At 31.4% G+C, this 18626-nt stretch carries 11 protein-coding genes and 2 pseudogenes; 4 read left to right on the top strand and 9 right to left on the bottom strand.

Annotated elements, in window-relative coordinates; all coding sequences use genetic code 11:
* Positions 1-75: 75 nt before the first annotated feature.
* The 4 genes and pseudogenes from HYG85_RS17285 to HYG85_RS17270 all read right to left on the bottom strand — a co-directional run.
* Entirely contained in the window at positions 76-612 is a 537-nt protein-coding gene (locus tag HYG85_RS17285; protein ID WP_212690705.1) for a hypothetical protein, read from the bottom strand.
* 91 nt (positions 613-703) lie between these two features.
* Positions 704-2200: a hypothetical protein gene (locus HYG85_RS17280; protein ID WP_212690704.1), complete on the bottom strand. Its 1497-nt coding sequence runs from the start codon at positions 2198-2200 to the stop codon at positions 704-706.
* A 322-nt stretch (positions 2201-2522) separates the two neighbouring features.
* Positions 2523-3740, bottom strand: a pseudogene (locus HYG85_RS17275) (ammonium transporter); the annotation flags it as partial.
* Positions 3741-3771: 31 nt separating this feature from the next.
* Positions 3772-4113, bottom strand: a pseudogene (locus HYG85_RS17270) (P-II family nitrogen regulator); the annotation flags it as partial.
* 626 nt (positions 4114-4739) lie between these two features.
* Between HYG85_RS17270 and HYG85_RS17265 the strand changes: the two are divergent.
* Positions 4740-5351 carry a sugar O-acetyltransferase gene (locus HYG85_RS17265; protein ID WP_212690702.1) on the top strand — a complete coding sequence of 204 codons (612 nt, stop codon included), beginning with the start codon at positions 4740-4742 and terminating at the stop codon, positions 5349-5351.
* A 137-nt stretch (positions 5352-5488) separates the two neighbouring features.
* On the opposite strand, the gene HYG85_RS17260 is transcribed toward HYG85_RS17265, so the two are convergent.
* Positions 5489-7093 carry a PLAT/LH2 domain-containing protein gene (locus HYG85_RS17260; protein ID WP_212690701.1) on the bottom strand — a complete coding sequence of 535 codons (1605 nt, stop codon included), beginning with the start codon at positions 7091-7093 and terminating at the stop codon, positions 5489-5491.
* Between the two features lie 301 nt (positions 7094-7394).
* On the bottom strand, positions 7395-11165 hold the full coding sequence (locus HYG85_RS17255; protein WP_212690700.1) for a phosphoribosylformylglycinamidine synthase: 3771 nt from the start codon (positions 11163-11165) through the stop codon (positions 7395-7397).
* A gap of 100 nt (positions 11166-11265) precedes the next feature.
* On the opposite strand from HYG85_RS17255, the gene HYG85_RS17250 reads away from it, so the two are divergent.
* Positions 11266-12150 (top strand): LysR family transcriptional regulator, encoded by an 885-nt coding sequence (locus tag HYG85_RS17250; RefSeq protein WP_212690699.1) that lies wholly within the window; start codon positions 11266-11268, stop codon positions 12148-12150.
* Positions 12151-12337: 187 nt separating this feature from the next.
* On the opposite strand, the gene HYG85_RS17245 is transcribed toward HYG85_RS17250, so the two are convergent.
* Both HYG85_RS17245 and HYG85_RS17240 read right to left on the bottom strand, forming a co-directional pair.
* Positions 12338-13498, bottom strand: a complete 1161-nt coding sequence (locus HYG85_RS17245; protein WP_212690698.1) for an amidohydrolase — start codon at positions 13496-13498, stop codon at positions 12338-12340.
* A gap of 23 nt (positions 13499-13521) precedes the next feature.
* Positions 13522-14367, bottom strand: a complete 846-nt coding sequence (locus HYG85_RS17240) for a hypothetical protein (protein WP_212690697.1) — start codon at positions 14365-14367, stop codon at positions 13522-13524.
* A 220-nt stretch (positions 14368-14587) separates the two neighbouring features.
* Here HYG85_RS17240 and HYG85_RS17235 point away from each other — a divergent pair, with 220 nt between their 5' ends.
* Both HYG85_RS17235 and HYG85_RS17230 read left to right on the top strand, forming a co-directional pair.
* Complete coding sequence (locus tag HYG85_RS17235; RefSeq protein ID WP_212690696.1) at positions 14588-16342, top strand: M3 family oligoendopeptidase; 1755 nt, start codon at positions 14588-14590, stop codon at positions 16340-16342.
* A 233-nt stretch (positions 16343-16575) separates the two neighbouring features.
* Complete coding sequence (locus HYG85_RS17230; RefSeq protein WP_113674269.1) at positions 16576-16986, top strand: DUF1573 domain-containing protein; 411 nt, start codon at positions 16576-16578, stop codon at positions 16984-16986.
* Positions 16987-17265: 279 nt separating this feature from the next.
* On the opposite strand, the gene radA is transcribed toward HYG85_RS17230, so the two are convergent.
* A complete protein-coding gene (radA, locus tag HYG85_RS17225; protein ID WP_212690695.1) occupies positions 17266-18624 on the bottom strand; it encodes a DNA repair protein RadA in 1359 nt (452 codons plus the stop codon).
* Positions 18625-18626 lie beyond the last annotated feature (2 nt).

The raw sequence follows: 18626 nt of genomic DNA, 5'->3' as shown, positions 1-18626 counted from the left end.
AAAAGATAATATCATTTCAAGATATTATCTTTTCCTTCATAATCTTATTTTTTATAATGGTTATTTAACATCAATTTATTGTAATTTCTTATTATCTTTTAACATTACTCTGATATTTGTATATATATTCTTAAAGACTATATCATCATATTTTCTATTAATTCTATAACCTGTTTTTTCACTGTTATCATAAATTATTATGTTTTTTTTCAAATTATCATGTGTCACTTTAATTTGTTGAAGTAATAATTGATAGTTTTTTTCTACATTATCTAAATTATTCTCTTCTTTTAAAGTTATTAATATTTCTCCAAACCCAATATTTAAATAAAAACAAATATCTTCAAGATCACTATTTTTATCATATAATGAAATTAATTCCCCATAAATTTTAGCTTTATTAACATTTCTAATTAATTTATCACATTCTGTTATTGTTAAGTTACTATAATTATCAAAGTTAGAAACAATATCATCAAAAACCAAATAATAACTAAAATATATTTCTTCTATATTGTGTTTATTTACTTCATTTAGTTTTAAATAAGAATTAATTAAGTAAATATTAACTAACAATGATATAATAAACAATACTCCTATAACTCTTTTCATTAAAAATCTCCTATCATTATTAATAATAATTTAAATATTTCTACTTTTTTAGGATAGGAAGGGGCATCATAACATCCCCTTCCTATAATATTTATCTATAGTAACTGATATAATAATTAAAATGAATAGTCTCTTCTAAAACATTATACTGCATCCAACCATTTCTGCTATATACACTAAATTTAGGATGATAATATATTTTTTTTGAAGATGTACCATAGTCATGTAATTTCCCTTCAATTTTGAAATTTTGACTTTCATTTCTTAAATACTCTGTGCACTCTCCAGCAATAGCACGATTAACATTTCCAGTGCTTCCAAATATATTAGAAGCCTCTTGTTGGCTTCTTGAAGCTGGCCATGTTTCTTCACTGCCATTTAAATCTTGTTTCTTGTCATTTATCAATTCCGACCAAGCCCAATAAAAATTTGATGCATAAGGGCATCCACCTAAAAATGCTTTAATGGGATGATATGTTGTTCCTCCGGTATCTCCATAGAATCTTCTCATATAAAAGAACTCATTACTTGCATCGTTTGAAGATATTCCAACATTAATATTATCAAGCTGTAAATAACTTGTATTATCATATAAATTCACACTATTATCATTTTTATTATATAAATATGTATTGCTAGTAAGTACTTTTATGTTTAAATAAACTTCATCTTGTGAACTAGATCTTGGATAATCTTCTTGATATTCCCATTGAATGAAATTAGTTAATATATTCTCACTACCTATTGGCCACTCATTAGATTCTTTAAAATACCCAAAATAAGTATTAGAATCTTTTTCTAGAAAAACTTTACCTTCTTTAGTAAATGTATCAGAAGGTATAGAATCACTATAAGGTATATCTGGTACAGAAACAGACTTTACAGTACTATAAGTTTCAATATATTGTTTTTGTAAATCACTATTAGTCTTTTCTGTAATCAATTCTGTATCTTCACTTATATTAATTTTGGTATAATTACTGTTTTTACTTATAAAGGGAATAAACCATTGTTCATTCATACTTAGTTCCCCAAATAATTTATTTTCTTCAGAGATATCATTAGTAGCTATTGCATTTTTTGATAACCGTTCAAATAGCTTATTATCTTTAATTTTATCTTCTATATATATAATATCATTCGTTTTACGATCTCTTAATACCATTTTAATAACTGGTTGATTTGAATATAACTTATTAGGTTTTAACAACAATTCACTTTTAGCCTTTTTTTCAATAATGACACTTAGTACATCAAATTTATCAGTATCAGCACAATTAACAACTAATGAATTACCTTTTTGATAAGATAATACTGTATCATATATATTTCCCGACAACAACAAATTTACTATTTCATTTTCATATAACAATACACCTGAAATTTCAACTTCGCTTAATTGATTAGTTATATTTACATCTTTAAATAAAACATTCATTTCCGATCTATCTTTGATTTCTTGAATTGTATTATTCTTATAGATAATACCATTATTTAATAAATTTTCCGCTTGTATATCAATGATATTTATTGAGATACACATTGATATTACTAATATACTACTAAAAATTTTTCTTAATATTTTCATTTGTCTCATCCTTTCACTACTATTACTTATTAAATAGCTTTCAATAATTCATTAAATTTTAGTTATTTATTTTATTACTAGTAATTTTGAGCATAGGATTAGCATTTCAGTTTATATTTTTTAAATATTTTTACCTCCCATTATTATATATTATATTTTTGGTTAAATTTTGTCAATAGACATATATATTAAAATAATAATTTATTTCAATCAATAATATCAATTGTAACCTTATACAAAACATAGCATTGATAACTATATTAGTTACTAATGCTATGCTTTATATAATTCTTTATTTTGTATATTACATCACCTTTATCTCAAAATCAGCATAACTCTCTATACCATGTTCTTCTATATCTAATCCTATATTCTCTTCTTTTTTATTTACTCTCAATCCAATAGTCAGATCAACTGCTTTGAAGATGATAAATGCAATTGTGATTACCCAACCTGCTACGGTGACTACTCCTAATGCCTGAACACCTAATTGTCTAACTCCACCTCCATAGAATAGACCTAATCCAACTTCTGCATCGGCTGAAAATAAACCAACACAGATAGTTCCCAATGCTCCACATATTCCGTGTACACCAATAGCTCCTACTGGGTCATCAATCTTCAATATCTTGTCAATAAATTCTATACCAAATATTATGGTCACACCTGAGATAATACCTATCATGACAGCTCCTACTGGAGTAACCACTGCACATCCTGCAGTAATTGCAACAAGTCCTGCTAATGCACCATTTAGGGTCATTGAAACATCTGGCTTTTTGTATCTTATCCACGTAACACTCATAGTTACAATAGCAGAAATTGCAGCCGCCAAGTTCGTTGTAACAAAGATTTTTGATATTGATGCTATATCTGCCCCCGATGAAGCTGCCAACTGAGAACCTGGGTTAAAACCAAACCATCCAAACCATAGTATGAATACCCCTAATGCACCTAATGTCAAACTATGCCCTGGTATAGCTCGTGATTTTCCATCTTTCGTATATTTTCCTATACGTGGTCCAATGATAGAAGCTCCAACCAAAGCACACCATCCTCCAACTGAATGAACAACAGTCGAACCTGCGAAATCATGGAAACCAAGTTGGCTCAACCATCCTCCACCCCATATCCAATGCCCAGCTACGGGATATATTATTACTGATATGAAGAAACTATATATCAAGTAGGATATGAACTTGGTTCTTTCTGCCATTGCACCTGATACTATGGTAGCTGCTGTAGCACAAAAGACTGTTTGAAATATAAGTGCTGTATAATCAGTATTATTAAGAAATAGTAAATCAGGAGTTCCAATTAATCCTCCTATTGATTTTCCGTACATTAATCCATATCCAATTATCCAGAACATTATTGAACCAATGGCAAAGTCCATTAAATTCTTCATTATTATATTCCCTGCATTTTTTGCTCTAGTAAATCCTGTTTCTACCATTGCAAATCCTGCTTGCATAAAAAATACTAATGTTGTAGCTATCAAAATCCATATGTTATCCAAAATAAACTTAATCTCTTCCATTAAAAATTCCACTCCTATCATTATATTTATTTTATAAAGCGTCTACGCCTTCTTCACCAGTACGAACTTTTATTACATTTTCTACTGGATATATAAAAATTTTACCGTCCCCTATTTCCCCTGTCCTAAGTACTTCTTGTGCTGTCTCAACAACTACTTCCACTGGTACTTCACAAACCACTATCTCGATTTTTGATTTTGGTAATAGATCAATACTATATTTATTACCCCTGTAATATTTTGTTTTACCTTTTTGCTGTCCACATCCTAATACATGTGAAAATGTCATACCGGTAATACCTATTTCATTAAATGCTTCTTTTAATTCTTCCACCTTGCTAGGCCTGGTAATAATATCGATTTTGGTTATTTTATTCATTTTCAACCTCCTTCTTTTAGTGGAACATAGGTCAAGCTAATCTTTTTTAACACTAGGAAAATCATTAAGTCATAGCTTAGTATCTTCCCTAAAATGCTCATAAAACTGAACAAAAAAAGGCCTACATACTCTTGTTTGAGTATATAGACCACTTTGTCTACAAAATAAAATACATCGTTGTATTTATTAATATGAAAGATGTTTATTTAAAAAGATTATCATGTAACTTATGTTCAATATTTATATATTCATTATATACGAATTCTGGAATATGTCAACACATTTTTATAGATTTATGCAACTTTTTATTTATCATCCTTCATTTTAATTTTTGTTATGTATGTATTTATCATTAATATAGCTGTATTAAATATATTTGTATATAGTTTTTATGGTTTCTGTTTTTATCAATCATTCATTTAACACAATATTATACCAATTTTAGTTTTAATAGAATATTATATTATTATAGTACTATACAATTTAACATAGGCATACTCATTGTTATATTTATTTATATATACGAAAATTAAAAGATATAGAATTAAGAACTTTAATATGATATACTGAAAAAAGTTTAAATCTACTATCAAAACAATATATTATTAGAGGTGAATCAAATGACTCAAAAGGAACGAATGCTGGCTGAACTACCTTATAAAGCGTGGTTAGATGGCTTAGAAGAAGAAAGAATGAAAAACAAGAAAAAAATATACTCTTATAATAATTTATCTCCAGATAAAACAGAAGAGATGAAATCTACTATTAAAAGCATACTTGGCAAATCAGGAGAAAATATTTTTATTGAACAGCCTTTCCGTTGTGATTATGGTAAAAATATTGAAGTAGGCGAAAACTTTTTTGCAAATTATAATTGTATAATGCTTGATGTTGGTAAAATAAAAATCGGTAAGAATGTAATGTTTGCTCCTAATGTAGCTGTCTATACAGCAGGGCACCCTATTCACCCAGATTCTCGTAATTCTGGCTATGAATATGGTATAGGAGTAACTATTGGAGATAATGTCTGGATTGGTGGCAATGTAGTCATAAATCCTGGTGTAAATATCGGCAACAACGTGGTAATCGGTTCTGGTAGCGTTGTTACAAAAGATATTCCTGATAACATGATTGCAGTAGGAAATCCTTGCAAAGTAATTCGTGAAATAACAGAATCTGACCGCAAATACTATTATAAAGATAGAGTTTTTGACGTTGATGATTATAAATAGTAGATTATATCATACTTATTAAGTCATAACAAAAAAACCCCATAATTGAGGTTTTTTTGTTTATGTAAATATCCTTGAATATAATACGTGTTACATCTTAAATATGTATCTGATGCAAATAGAAGTTTATCATTTTTTTAGAATACCCATTCTTTTATAGTATTATCGTAAAACCACTGATTTATATCAGCGTTGAAGTTAAGATCATCATTAGTTATTGTGATATTCTCTGGATACCAATCATCACTGCCAACTTTTTTTAACCATGCTTTTGTAATTACAGTATTAGGCAATCTAGAATATTCTATAGAATACCAATCATTATCACCTTTTTCAAAATCATTGTAACCTGATTTATCTAACAGATTTTCATGGGTTGTACCATCACTTAACTGGACTCCAAAATATACATCGCTATCTGTTCCATAGGCATCAAATAGACCACCGTCTTTGGTTTTTATACGAACATCAACCTTGTCCAAAACATAATTGCAGTCAGATACAACTATATCAACACCTGTATTACCAATAAACCACATATCAAGAGGTTTCAAGAAATGGCATTGATTATCACTGCTAGTCACTTCTACCTCTATAGGATACCAGTTATCTTCAGCAGTTCCTGCTTCCCAGCCCCTTTGTTTTCGTATCCAAGCTTTTCTTATTTCAGAGCCTGCTGATTTTTCTAATGTAACAGTATATGTATCATTATCACCTTTTTCATGATCATTGTAGCCTGATTTATCTAACTTCCACTCGTGCATTCTACCATTTTTCAATTCTACACCAAAGTATACATCATTATCTGTTCCATAAGTATCAGTTAGTGCACCATCTTTTGTTTTGACACGAATATTAAGGGTAATATTACTATCATATGTATTACTGCATACAGAAGATGGGTTTGCAATCTCTTTTGCAAATCGATATAAAACTCTAGCTATTCCTCTTTGAGTACTTTTCATTGTAACGTCTGCTACACCATTCCATGTAGATTCATTATCAGCTACAAAATTGTTATGGTATTGCTCATATCCAATTATAGCTCTTATATCACATTCCTTAGTTATAAAATCTGGTAGATATTCATCTTGTAATGTATCAGAATAATTAGATGTACTTGTATTGCCCCCTAGTGTAGTTATAGTGTATTGATCTTTAGTATTTTCTACATAGGTTTCAAAGGTACTATGTTTTGTAATATGCTCTTGGGTACCACCTATAGCATTTGATGCATGATGAGGATTACATAAGTCAGCAAAGTAATGCATTGCATTTCCTAAAGTATATATTGCGTTATTATAGTCTCCACTTTTCCAATATTGTAATGCCCATCCTATATATTCTTTTGAACGATATTCAGCTGTTTGATATACAAAATCTAGAAAAGCGAGTTCTCCTTCGTTAGAAGCAGTAAAATTAGTTTTGGTATAAGGATTATAGAAATGGTCTTGATATAATGAGAAATTTTTATCATCGAAATCTGGCATAATAGCACCACGTTTAAAATCTTCTATGGATGCCTTTAATCTATTAATTACATCCATGAAATCACTATTATTTCTGTCATCTAAAGTTAAGTCATTTTCTAAAATTTGTAAAGCTTGAGTTACCAACAGAGTATGTGTGTTTGGATCTTGGTCAAGTTCGCCAGCCCATCCTAATACTGACGTTGATATTAATTCCATCATCAAGGCAACTGCAATTGTGAAAATACTTACTTTTTTCAAAATATTTTTCATAATCTGACCTCCATTAATTTTACAATAAATTGTAATTTTTCTATAATTATACAATAAATGGAGATATTTATCAATTTATTTCATGATAAATTTATGTTAAATATATGTAATAGAACAATTTCCTAGGTTTAGTTGATAAAATTAATATAGTTATAATTGTTTGTCAAAAAACTGTATATTAGTTATTTTTACCAAAACACAAGCCTTCTCGTTAATATATTCTAATTATTAACAAGAAGGCTTAGTTGATACTTTTACACATTTATTATATATAAAAATATTTAATAATAATATCTACACTCTATTTAGTAAAATATTCTACACCTGATTTAAATATCATTTGATCTTTTTGACCAATTATGTTGTTAGCAACATTGGTACCAATACGTTCTGAATGTCCCATTTTTCCAAGCACTCTACCATCAGGACTAGTTATACCTTCAATAGCGTATAATGAACCATTTGGATTAAATCTAATATCCATTGTTGGATTACCTTCAAAATCCACGTATTGTGTAGCTACTTGACCATTATCAAATAGTTTTTTAGCTATAGCTTCGTTCACTATGAATCTACCTTCACCATGTGATACAGGTATAGCATGTATGTCACCAACATTTACATTAGCTAACCAAGGTGATTTATTTGATATTATTTTCGTATTGACCATACAAGATATATGTCTACCTATTGTGTTATAAGTAAGAGTTGGGTCATCATTAGTTAATTCCCTGATGTCTCCATATGGTACAAGTCCAAGCTTGATAAGTGATTGGAAGCCGTTACATATACCAAGCATAAGTCCATCTCTGTTCTGTAATAATTCAAGTACAGCATTCTTGATGTATTCATTTCTAAATACAGTTGCAATGAATTTACCTGACCCTTCTGGTTCATCACCTGCACTAAAACCACCAGGAATCATAACCATTTGACTATTATCAATCTTGTCAGCCATAACTTTTATAGATTCTTTTATGTCTTTTGATGTTAGATTCTTGAACACGAACATATCTACGTCTGCTCCTGCTTGTTCAAAAGCTTTTGCTGAATCATATTCACAATTAGTCCCAGGGAATACAGGAATGAATACTTTTGGTCTAGCTATTTTATTTTTACAAGTATATACTTTGTTTTCTTTGTACAATTGGTCTTTTACATTATTAGTCTCTTTTGTTTTAGTTGGATATACATCTTCCAATGTATTTGTCCATGTATCAATAATCTCATCAATATTTATTACTTCATTTTTATATCTAATAGCTGTCTCTGATGTTGTATTACCTATTTGAATATAATTAAGTCCATCTAGTATCTCATTATATTTTATGTTCCCATCAATTTCTATCAGTATACTACCATAATCTCTTGAATATAGCTTCTCGGCAGTAATTGAGTCATTAATATTTACTCCTATTTTATTACCCATAGCCATCTTTGATATAGCTTCTACTAATCCACCATAACCAACTGTATGAGCTGATAGTATTTTACCATCAATGATAAGTTCATGTATCTTGGAATAATTTTTCTTAAGCTCTTCAAAATCAGGCAAATCATAGGAATCTCTTGATAATGGTATACATATAAGGTTACTATCTGCCTTTTTAAGTTCTGGTGATATTACTTTATTAACATCTACTACATCTACTGCAAATGATACTAAAGTAGGAGGAACATCTATGTCATTAAAAGTTCCTGACATACTGTCCTTACCGCCTATTGAAGGAAGGTTTAATATCTCTTGAACATGATAAGCTCCGAGTAAAGCACTAAAAGGCTCTCCCCATCTACTACTATCTTTACCAAGACGTTTGAAATATTCTTGGAAAGTGAATCTGATTTTCTTGTAATCTCCACCTGTAGCAACAATCTTAGCTATTGATTCTACAATAGAATATACGGAACCATGATAAGGACTCCATGACATAAGATATGGATTATAACCATAACTCATGACAGTTCCTGTAGATGTATCCCCCTCTAGCAATGGTATCTTGGCAACCATTGTTTCAGTAGGAGTTAGCTGATATTTACCCCCATAAGGCATAAATACACTACAAGCTCCGATGGAACTATCAAATTTTTCTACTAATCCCTTTTGGGATGCAACATTGATATCTGCCATTATATCAAGCCATTTATCTTTAACTGTATCTTCTTTTTCTTCTTTTTGAACAAAATAATTATTTTCTTGTATTGGTGATAGAACATGTACATCTGTTGTTGCTTTTGCTCCATTGGTATCTAAGAAATCTCTACTGATATCTACAATACTGTTTCCGTTCCAATTCATCACTAATCTTTTTTCTTTTGTTACATTGGCAACAACAACAGCTTCCAAGTTTTCTTTATTAGCACAAGCAATGAACTCATTAACAGAATTTTTATCAACAACTACAGCCATTCTTTCTTGTGACTCTGATATAGCAAGTTCTGTTCCATCAAGACCTGCATATTTTTTAGGAACTTTATCTAGATCAATAATAAGACCATCTGCTAATTCACCTATAGCAACTGATACTCCACCTGCTCCAAAATCATTACATTTTTTTATCATATTACTTACTTTTTTGTCTCTAAACAAACGTTGAATCTTTCTTTCTGTTGGTGGATTTCCTTTTTGTACTTCAGCACCACAAGTATGGATGGAATCTTCAGTATGCTCTTTTGATGAACCTGTTGCTCCACCACAACCATCTCTACCTGTTCTTCCACCTAATAGTATTATTATATCTCCTTCATCAGAAGTTTCTCTTATAACATTTTCTCTTGGAGCTGCTGCAATGACAGCGCCTATTTCCATGTGTTTTGCAACATAATTAGGATGATATATTTCATGAACCTTACCAGTTGCAAGTCCTATCTGATTACCGTAAGAGCTATAACCATGAGAACTTTCTGATGCTATTTTTTTCTGTGATAATTTCCCGGGTAATGTTTTGTCAAGTGAAGTCCTTGGATCTCCTGAACCTGTAACCCTCATTGCTTGATAAACATATGAACGTCCTGACAATGGGTCTCTGATTGCTCCTCCAAGACAAGTTGCGGCTCCACCAAATGGTTCAATCTCTGTTGGATGGTTATGAGTTTCATTTTTGAACATAACCAGCCATTCTTCATCTTTACCATCAACATCTACATCTACCACAATACTACAAGCATTGATTTCCTCAGATACTTCTAAATCATCTAAGAGTCCATCTACTCTTAGCTTTTTCATTGCAAGTAATGCTATATCCATTAGGCATACATCTTTTTTATCTGCTTTATCTCCTAAAACTGCTTTTCTGTCTTCTAAATATTTTTTGTATGTTGATTGTACAGGCTCATTATATTTTCCATCTTCAAAAGTAACATTCTCAATAGCTGTCAAGAATGTTGTATGTCTACAATGATCTGACCAATAAGTATCTAAAACTCTAATTTCTGTAATAGTTGGATTTCTTTTTTCTACGTTAGCAAAATATTCCCTAGTAAATAATAAGTCAGGGGTACTCATAGCAAGTCCTAGTTGTTTCCACAGTTCTCCTATCTGCTCTTCATTCATGGATATGAATCCATCTATATAAGGAACAGTCTTTGGAATATCGAATTCCAATTCTAGAGTTTTTGGTTTATCAAGTTGTGCTTCTCTTGAGTCAACTGGATTGATATAATATTTTTTTACTCTTGATAAGTCTTTGTCGCTAATATTTCCTTGTAGAACAATTACTTTTGCTACTCTAACTACAGGACTTTCGTCTGCATTTAGTATTTTGATACAACTGGCAGCTTGGTCTGCTCTCTGATCATATTGTCCAGGCAGGTATTCTACTGCAAAAGCTGTTTCTTTGTTATTAAGATTCATAACTTCTTCTGATAATATATCTACTTGTGGCTCTGAAAATATAGTATTCAGAGCGCTTTTATAAGCTTCATCTGTTACATGGGCTACATCATAGCGATTTACTATTCTTACGTTATCTAAACTATCTAAAGACAAATTATTTCTAAGATCATTAAGCAAATGTTTTGCTTCTGTATTACATCCGATTTTTTTCTCAACGAAAACTCTTCTAATTGTATTCATAATAACCTCCTACGGTTTCTATTTACATTATAATAATACCATGCTATGATTATTAAGTAAAATTAATAATACTAATATCACTTATAAGGAGAATTAATAAATGAATATTAATCTGGAGCTTTACAAAGTTTTTTATTATGTAGCTACTACTTTAAGTTTTTCTGAAGCATCTACTAAGCTCTTTATTTCTCAATCGGCAGTTAGTCAATCTATTAAAACTCTTGAAAAGAATCTTAATACAACTTTGTTCAATCGCAATACCAAAAGGGTGACTCTTACTCATGAAGGGAGTCTTTTGTTACAGCACATTGAACCAGCTATTAATCTAATTCATAATGGTGAGAATAACATAATGGAGACAAGGAGTCTTAATCAAGGAAAGATTCATATAGGTGCCAGTGATACTATTTGTAAATATATTCTTTTACCTTATTTCAAGAAATTCCATTCGGTTTATCCTAATATTCATCTACAGGTCACTAATAGAACATCAATCAAATGTGTGGATTTGTTAAAGCAAGGTAGTGTGGATTTTATTGTTACTAATCTTCCTAACAAGAATATTGGTAGTTCTATGGAGGTTAGGGAGTTTTATAAGTTCAGTGATATTTTTATTGGTGGGAATGATTTTGAAGAGCTAAAGGGTAAAAGGGTGTCTTTGAAAGAATTGATTAAGTATCCTCTATTGATGTTGGAGAAGAATACTACAACTAGTCAGTATATTAATGGGGTTTTTGAGTCTAAGGGGCTTGTTTTGTCTCCTGAGATAGAGCTTACTAGTATTGATTTGCTAGTTGAGTTGGCTAAGATTAATCTTGGGATTTCTTTGGTTCCGGATTATTGTATGGATGAGGAGTTATTGAAGGATGTTTTTGAGATAAAGACTAGGGAGGTGTTGAATGAGAGAAGTCTTGGGATAGTTAGTAAGAAGAATATTCCGTTGTCCATTGCGGGGAGGAAGTTTATTGATTTTATTTTAGAGTAGCTGGGGGTGGTAATAGATGGTACAAATGGGTCAGGGTATAAGGGATTAGAATAACTTGCCTTACTCTGGGAAGCGATCGGTCTGCGTTATTCTAATCCCTTATACCCTTCGGAGAATATGTCGTTTGTTCGTTGAGAACATAGTATCTATAATATGTAACCTATTAACAAATTCCTGTTGAATTATCTCATTTGGTGTTTGATAGAAATTGTAGGGCGTATTGTGCGTATAGTTTGCTGCCAAGTTGTAGTGCTTTTTCGTCAATTTGGAAGCAGTCGTGATGAAGTGGGTAGGATGTGTTGGGGGTTCCGTCACAAACTCCTAAGAAAGCGAAAACTCCTGGGACTTGTTCTAAGTAGCGGGAGAAGTCTTCGGAGGCTGTCATTTTTGGTTTTAGGGTTAGTGCTTGTTCGCCTGCTATTTTTTTTACTGCTTTTTTGGCTATTTCACTACAATATATGTCATTGATTACAGGTAGTAGAGATTTGGTATAGTTAATAGTTGCTGATGTATTATACATTTGTGCTGTATTTGTAGCTATTCTAAGTAATGCTTGTTTACAGTAATCTCTTGTGTCAACGCTAAAGGATCTTAGGCAGCCATATAGGACAGCCTTTGAGGCTAGAATATTTGCTTTGACTCCAGCGTCGAATTTTCCGATAGTTATTACTGCTGAGTCTAATGGATTGATTTCACGGGATATTATTTCCTGTAAATTGACTACAAGATTAGAGGCAGCTACGATAGCATCGGTACCTAGATGAGGTAGTGCTCCGTGTCCTCCAGATCCTGTTATTGTTATAGTGAAGTCGTCGACACCTGCCATACGTGGACCGCTTTCAATTGATATTTTTCCAGTTGGAAGATCAGTGATGACATGAATAGCGAATATAGAGTCTACATTGTTTAATATGCCAGTTGCGACTATATCTTGGGTTGCTTCACCAGTTTCTTCTGCGGGTTGAAAGATTATTTTTATGGAACCATTAATATTGTCTTTATTTTCGTTTAGAATTTTTACGGCACCAAGTAACATGGCGGTATGAGCATCATGTCCGCATGCATGCATTAAGCCTTTAGTTTTAGACTTATAGCTGATATCATTTTTTTCTTCTATAGGGAGTGCATCAATATCTGCTCGTAGGGCAACAGTTTTTCCGGGTTTGCCTTGAATGGTTGCTACAACTCCTGTCTTACAAATAGTATAGTAAGGAACTCCTATGGATTCTAGTTCTTGAATAATCTTTTTGTTAGTGTTATATTCGTTTAGGCTCAACTCTGGGTTTTGGTGGAAATAACGTCTAAGTTCTGTAACATATGTTCCAAGTTCAAAAGATAAATCGTTCAATATACCACTCCTCCAACCTTTTACTATTGTGTGTTCATTTTTTCATATATAATCTCAGAAGCAGTATTGATTATCTTTTTGTCCATTTCTACAAATTGGTTACTGATAATTAATTTTAGTTTATCCATTACCAAGTAATAGATAGCTCCTTCATCCAAGTCTTCAAAGTTCAATTCATATTTGTCAGCAAAATCATCCAGATTGTAGTTGTCTCCGAACCATTCTATTATTTTGTTGATGTCATTATCTCTATTAGTTATTTTATTTGATTCGTTGCCAATTCTTTTTGCGCTGTTTATTGCTACTATGACAAATGCTATACCTATTGCTAGTAGTAAGCCAGAGAATAAATATTTGTTGCTAAAGTTGATTGCTATAACTTCCAATAAAGATAGGATACTTACTACTACGAGGGCCGCACCGATTACTCCAAATGTATAGACACTTGATTTTAGGTCTTTTAAGGCTGTATCGTCGTTATAGTTTTCTGTTTCGTACTCATTGGTTATTTCTTCTTCTTCATCATCTTCTTCGTTTTCTTGTTCCTTTTTTTCTTCTGCTTTTGTAAGCATGTAACCTTTTAGAAATTTTATTGATTCTTCTAGTTCTTTTTCGGTGACAAAGATAGCATAGTAGTATTGATTTTCTTCCTCTCCATCTTCGTCTTGAATTTTTTCGTATTTTACATCTTTTATGCCGCTGTATTCTAGATATTCTTTTACTTGAATAATTTGTTCTTCCTCAGTTGTCTTTATTAATGGCTTCCACTCAATAATATCTTCTAAGCTGTCCACTAGCTCAATTTTACAATCTGCACATAGTTTGACACCTTCTTCATATTCACATTTACATTTTGGACACCATGGCATATATTGTTCCTCCTCTTTTAATTAATTGTTCTATTGTTATTATACTAGAGGCTTGTTTACCTATCAATAAAAAAACATTAGTTTATGAAAATAATTCAATTATTTTCCAAATTGTTATAGAAAAAATGATATTTTGTGTTAGAATTAGATTGTTAGGAGGGTATAACTGTTATAATACATAATAGTTCTAATGAAAATTTATATCTAGGAGGGAACAAATATGAACATGAGATGGAATCTCGACAAACTTTACACTTCTTTTGAGTGTGAGGAATTAAAAAATGACTTTCAGCTTGTAGATAAACTAATAAAAGACACTACAGATTTTGTAAATACTAATTTTACAGATACTGATAATGCTAAAGATAAGCTTGAAAAATATCTGGAAAGCAAAAACAATATAGAGAATTGCATAAGCAGATTATATGATTATGGTTATTTAATTTATAGTGTTGATACTAAAAATGTAACAGCTCTAAAACAAATGGAAAGAGTAGAAAGTTACCTTCCTAAACTAACTATTATTGATGTTAAGTTTCAAAAATGGATCAGTGATTTAGATAATCTTGATGAAATCATTGCTTCATCGGATATGTTAAAAGAACATGAATTCATTATCAAAAGTAGCAAAAGATTATCAAAGTATTTATTGAGTGATGCAGAAGAGCAGTTAATCGCTGAGATGCAAAATACAGGTTCTAATGCTTGGGCTAAGTTACAAGATACTGTTACATCTTCACTATTGGTTGATTATGAAGATGAGAAATTACCTTTGACTGTTATTAGAAATTATGCTTATGACCCATCAGCTGAAAAAAGGAAAAAAGCTTATGAAGCTGAGTTAAAGGCATATGAAAAAATTGATCAGTCTTCAGCAGCTTGTCTTAATGCTATTAAAGGAGAAGTTGTCACTATAGCTAAAAAAAGAGGTTATGAGTCTCCTCTTGATATGACACTTGTTGGTGCAAGAATGGATAAAGAAACTCTAGATGCTATGATGACAGCTATAAAAGAATATTTACCTCATTTCCATAAATATCTTAAGAAGAAAGCTAAGATGCTTGGACATGAAGGTTCTCTTCCATTCTATGACTTATTCGCTCCAGTAGGTGAAGTTGATATGTCATATACATTTGAAGAAGCAAGAGATTTTATTGTTAAAAACTTCAGCTCCTTCAGTAATAAGCTTGGTAATTTTGCTGACAATGCATTTGAAAACAGATGGATTGATGCAGAACCTAGAGAAGGTAAGATAGGTGGGGCTTATTGCAGTAATCTTCATTGTATAAAAGAAAGTAGGATCATGGCTAACTTCTCTGGAAGTCTTAACGATGTTACTACATTAGCTCATGAACTTGGACATGGATATCATGGTGATTGCTTGAAAGATGAGACAAGCTTGAATAGTGATTACCCAATGCCAATAGCTGAGACTGCTTCTATTTTCTGTGAGACTATAGTTATGAATGCGGCTCTTAAGAATGCAACAGATGAAGAGGCTCTTGTTATCTTGGAAACTGATATCATGGGTTCTAATCAAACAATTGTTGATATATATAGCCGTTATTTATTTGAAACAGCTTTATTTGAAAAGAGAAAAGATGCTTCATTATCAGTGGATGAGTTAAAAGAGATTATGTTAGAGGCTCAAAAAGAAGCTTATGGTGATGGACTTGACCATAATGTATTACATCCATATATGTGGAATTGTAAACCACACTATTATTATTTTGATGCTAATTTCTATAACTTCCCTTATGCTTTTGGTTTATTATTTGCAAAAGGTTTATATGCTAAGTATCTTGAGATGGGTAATGATTTCTTACCTAAGTATGATAAACTTCTTGAAGCAACAGGTAAAAATGATGTTAAAGACGTATTGGCTATCATGGATATCGACTCTCATGATGTTGATTTCTGGAGAAGTTCTCTTGAGATAGTTAAAAAAGATATTGATAAGTTTTTGGCATTATAGAAATAGTATTTGATACACAAGATAATACTTAATTGTATTATATAAGCTGAATTAGACAAAGCTTTCTTATTATAATAGAATTCTATTCAGAAACCGATATTTTGTCATTTTTAGACATTTATGGTGCAAGGATAGAATTCTCTTTTAATTTTCTCAAAATTTTATAAATAAGCTCTTTTATATATTGTAAATATATGGTAATATATTATTATAATGTTAAACGGGGTGATCTTGTGTCTAATCTAAATCATACAATAACAGAGAAATTTCAATGTACAGTTAAAGAAAACGATTATTTTAATAAAAACATACTTGATCAATTAGCTAAATTACAAGAAGTGGCTGCTAAGCTTAATAAAAATATTATCAGAGCTTGTACTTATTGTGGGTGCATTGAGATTAATGCCAATAATAAGCTCTATTCTTATAATGATGATATTAATTTGGATATGATTAAAATTCTTGATCCTCATCATATCACAGGTACTTTGTGTGAAGACTGTAGGGATAGGATAGAAAATGATATTGGGAGTTGTCTGTATCATTTGGCTTGTATAAGTAATTCTTTTGACCTTAATCTTAATGATATATTGTTGCAGGAGATGAATAAGGTTAATTTGCTTGGGAAGTTTAATATTGAATAGGGTTGGTTGATTGATTATTGAATGTGGAAGTGAGTCAGAAAAAATGTTTTGTTCTGACTTGGCTTTTGCAAAATAGTATATGTATATGCCTCACTACTCCACATATACATATACTATTTTGCTTTTAGGTTATTGGTAGTTGTTACAAAACATTTTTTCTTCTGACTAGACTGACTTTTGGGTATTACAGATTATATTAAAATTGGATTTAAAGTTCACTATTAATTGAATCTAATATAAATTTTTTTGATTATATATAATTTCTATATTACATTAATATTAGAATATGTAGTTTAGTGCTTGGGATACATTTTCGACTCCTAGGATCTCTATGCCGTCTATATTAAGGTTTTTGATATTTGCTTTTGAGATTATGCATTTTTTGAATCCTAGTTTTTTAGATTCTAGTATTCTTTTTTCTGCCATTGTTATCCCTCTTACTTCTCCAGTAAGTCCAACTTCTCCCATGATGACTGTTTTAGAGTCTACTGGGATATTTTTGAAGCTTGATGCTATGGCGCATACGATTCCTAGGTCAAGGCTGGGTTCTGTTATTTTTAGTCCACCTGCTATGTTGACGTAGCTGTCGTAGCTTGCTAACTGCATACCTATCTTTTTTTCTAGAACTGCCATAAGGAGTACTACTCTGTTATAGTCTGTTCCAGTTGCGGTTCTTCTAGGCATACCAAAATTAGTGGGACTCATTAATGCTTGTACTTCAACTAACATGGGTCTGGTTCCTTCCATACAACAGGTTACTATTGAACCGGGGCTGTTAAGTGGTCTGCCTGTTAGCATATATTCTGATGGATTGGGGACTTCTTCTAATCCTTTATCTCTCATTTCAAATACGCCTATTTCATTAGTTGAGCCGAATCTGTTTTTGACAGCTCGAAGTACTCTGTAAGATGCACTTCTAACCCCTTCAAAGTATAATACTGTATCCACCATATGTTCTAATACACGAGGTCCAGCTATTGCACCTTCTTTAGTTACATGTCCAACAATGAATGTTGATACTCCAAGTCCTTTGGCAACTTTCATTAATGAGGATGTAACTTCTCTGACTTGACTTACGCTTCCAGCGGCTGATGTTATGTCATCACTGAAGATGGTCTGGATGGAATCAACTATTACTACCCTTGGTTGTAATTCCTTGATGGCTTTGATACATAATGAAAGATTGGTTTCAGTGTATAGAGTCAGTCTTTCTCCATTAACTTCTAATCTATCTGCCCTCATTTTTATTTGTTGGAGGGATTCTTCTCCTGATATGTATAAAACGTCTATATCTTGTCCGCAAAGATATTGACACATCTGTAATAACAATGTTGATTTTCCTATTCCTGGGTCACCACCAACCAAAGTCAGTGAACCTTTTACTATTCCTCCGCCCAGTACACGGTCTAATTCACTAATCTTGGTCGATACTCTTTCTTCTTCGTTCATTTCTATACATGAAAGCTTTTTAGGCTTATTCTTTATATCTATATCATTATTGGTATGCACATTCTTTGTTTTTATCTTGACTTCTTCAACAAATGTGTTCCACTGTTTACATGCTGGACATTGTCCCATCCACTTTGCTGACTCGTTACCACATTCTTGACATACAAATACATTTTTCTGCTTTGCCATAA

This window comes from Vallitalea guaymasensis (assembly GCF_018141425.1).
GTDB lineage: Bacteria > Bacillota > Clostridia > Lachnospirales > Vallitaleaceae > Vallitalea > Vallitalea guaymasensis.
Note: the sequence above shows the minus strand (reverse complement) of the source record. Positions and strands in the feature narration are given on the sequence as shown.